We start from the raw sequence: 2,908 nt of genomic DNA on the forward strand, positions 1-2,908 counted from the left end.
TCCTCTTTCAATATACGCCTTAAAATTTTTCCAACATTGGATTTTGGAAGTTCATCTTTAAACTCAACATATTTTGGCACCTTATAAGCCGTAAGGTTTTCTTTGCAAAACTGGATTAATTCATCCACTGAAAGGGTATTATCCTTTTTTACCACAAAAACCTTCACTACCTCATTGGATTTTGGATCCGGCACCCCAATAGCTCCAACTTCCAATACTTTGGGATGGGCCGCAACAGCTTCTTCAATTTCATTAGGGTAAACATTAAATCCGGAGACATTAATCATTTCTTTTTTTCGATCCACAATCTTAGTAAACCCATCCTCATTCATAAAGGCAATATCCCCTGTTTTAAACCACTCTCCTTCCATCACAGCGGCGGTTTCATCAGGGCGCTGCCAATAACCCGCCATCACCTGAGGCCCTCTAGCCCATATCTCTCCAGCTTCACCTAAAGGCATTTCCTGCCCTTTCTCATCTACAATTTTCATCTCTGTATTGGGAAGAGGAATACCAATGGTCCCGACTCTAACATTTCCATCAATAGGATTACAGGACAAAACAGGGCAAGTTTCAGTCAAGCCATAACCCTCTGCAAGGGCAATACCAGTGACCTTTTCCCATTTATCGGCTACTACCTTTTGGACGGCCATTCCCCCACCGACCGCCGCCTTTAGCCCTGAGAAGTCCAGGTTTTTAAAATCTTCTTGATTTAACAACCCATTAAATAAGGTATTTACCCCGGTTATCACAGAAAAAGGATATTTTCTCAAATCCTTTATAAAAGCTTTCATGTCTCTTGGGTTAGTGATCAGCAAATTATGAGCACCAATTTTCAACATGGCCAAACAATTGACAGTGAGAGAAAAAATATGGTATAAAGGTAAAGCTGTCACTACAATTTCTTTTCCATCTCTAAGACCCGGCAACATCCAAGCGGAAATCTGCTGCATATTAGCCACAATATTTCGATGCAATAACATCGCGCCTTTTGCTACTCCAGTGGTCCCTCCTGTGTATTGTAAAAAAGCAATATCATCCCCAGAAACATCAGGTTTTTGGTATGTATGCCGAGAACCCATTCGGAGTGCATCCTTCAGGCGAATAGCCCCTGGTAAATGATAAGCCGGCACCATTTTCTTCACATATTTTACGGCAAAATTAACCACCGACCCTTTTAATCCGCCCAATAAATCCCCAATTTCAGTTGTGATGACGGTCTCAATAGAAGTTTGCTCAATAATTTTCTCCAAATTATGCGCAAAGTTGGCCAAAATAATCACAGCTTTAGCTTGAGAATCAACAAATTGATGTTCCATCTCTCTGCAAGTATATAATGGGTTGGTGTTCACCACTACTAATCCTGCTCTCAGGGCTCCAAACATAACCACAGGATATTGAAGCAAGTTGGGCATTTGAATGGCCACCCGATCCCCTTTTTCCAAATTAGTTTCGTTCATTAAAAAATTTGCAAAACGAATGGATAAATGATCCAACTCCCGGTAAGTAATTACCTTCCCCATATTTTCATAAGCGGGCATATCACTGAACTTTTCCACACTTTCTTCAAACAGTTCCAAAACAGAACCATACTGTTGCACATTTACATGATGAGGAACAACAGAGGGATAAAACTTAAACCAGGGAAAGTTTTTCATAACCTTTATTTATTTTAACTTAGGGATAAGAATTTTAATTTTAAAAATGACCTTCAATCGAATCATGGAAAACTACTATTAGAGTATCCGTATTCATCAACTCAATTATTTACTCTTCAATAAAAGAAACAATTTGTAATAACAGTTTCAATCGATTTCGCCACCTCTAATTAAGTGTTTTTTTGACTTATAAACCATAAATAAGTCAAAAATATAAGAATAGGCTGAAAAAATTCAATTAATATATTACAACAGCCCATTAATAGTAAACGAAAGTTTTCTTTGTTGAAGCTTTGTAAAGATGCAACAACAATCATCTTATTATCAACCACTAAACTCCAACCGCAGCACCATTTCAATCTTCATCTTAAATCCATTAAATCATAAAGGCAAATACCAGGTATTATTCGGGTTATCACACAACTTTTTAAGCTTTTTAGACAGTCTAATAAATGCACTCATTATACAAAGCTATTGGGCATTAACCTGAACCCCATCGGATATTTATTTATAATTTTACCACATTATTCAATACCAAAAACTGATTCAACATAAACCTTTCCCCAGTCTTTAAATAAAATAATAGAAAAAACTGTATTTTTTTTATCTTTACATGAAATTAAGTCTTGGCAATTCAACCATCCCGATTAACCGGCAGCCATCTTATAAGTTTATTTATTTTTTAGACGTTCCATTTTTTACCCATGAATAAAGTTCCAGGAATTGACGAAATTGATTTGAAAATAATCGGTTTATTAGCCGAGGATGCAAAAATCCCATATACCGAGATTGCCAAAAAAGTGTATGTTTCCGGTGGAACGGTACACGTCAGAATGAAAAAGCTGGAAGAAATGGGGGTTGTACTTGGTTCAAGTCTTAAAATTGACTATTCCAAATTAGGTTATGATATTTCGGCCTTTCTAGGGATCTATCTTGAAAAAAGCTCCCTTTATAATCAAGTAGCGGAACAATTAAAGAATATTCCCGAAATTGTAAGTATCCATTACACCACCGGTAATTACAATATCTTCGTTAAAATGTATTGCAAAGACACCAACCACCTTAAAGATGTTCTACACGACAAAGTGCAAAAAATTGATGGTATAGAAAGAACTGAAACTTTAATCACACTGGAAGAAACCCTAAATAGAACTATAAAATTTCAATAGTTGACTATTTTTTCAGCAGTTTAGATTTACCAGCTTTTATCTCACCTTTATTTTTTAGTTTACGGAAATTACCTATATAAA

General features: G+C 36.2%; 2 protein-coding genes. One reads left to right on the forward strand and one right to left on the reverse strand.

The genetic code is table 11. From position 1 onward, the window contains the following. Positions 1-1,658 (reverse strand): AMP-binding protein (locus E1171_RS03490; protein ID WP_155204110.1); only part of this gene is annotated, 1,658 nt, incomplete at its 3' end. Positions 1,659-2,362: 704 nt separating this feature from the next. Here E1171_RS03490 and E1171_RS03495 point away from each other — a divergent pair. Further along, positions 2,363-2,827 carry an Lrp/AsnC family transcriptional regulator gene (locus E1171_RS03495; RefSeq protein ID WP_155204112.1) on the forward strand — a complete coding sequence of 155 codons (465 nt, stop codon included), beginning with the start codon at positions 2,363-2,365 and terminating at the stop codon, positions 2,825-2,827. Positions 2,828-2,908: the final 81 nt, after the last annotated feature.

The sequence above is a fragment of the Xanthovirga aplysinae genome (assembly GCF_009711365.1).
Lineage (GTDB): Bacteria > Bacteroidota > Bacteroidia > Cytophagales > Cyclobacteriaceae > Xanthovirga > Xanthovirga aplysinae.

Coding starts and splice junctions, on each gene's coding strand:
- E1171_RS03495 (WP_155204112.1), top strand. CDS start 2,363: ATGAATAAAGTTCCAGGAATTGACGAAATTGATTTGAAAATAATCGGT.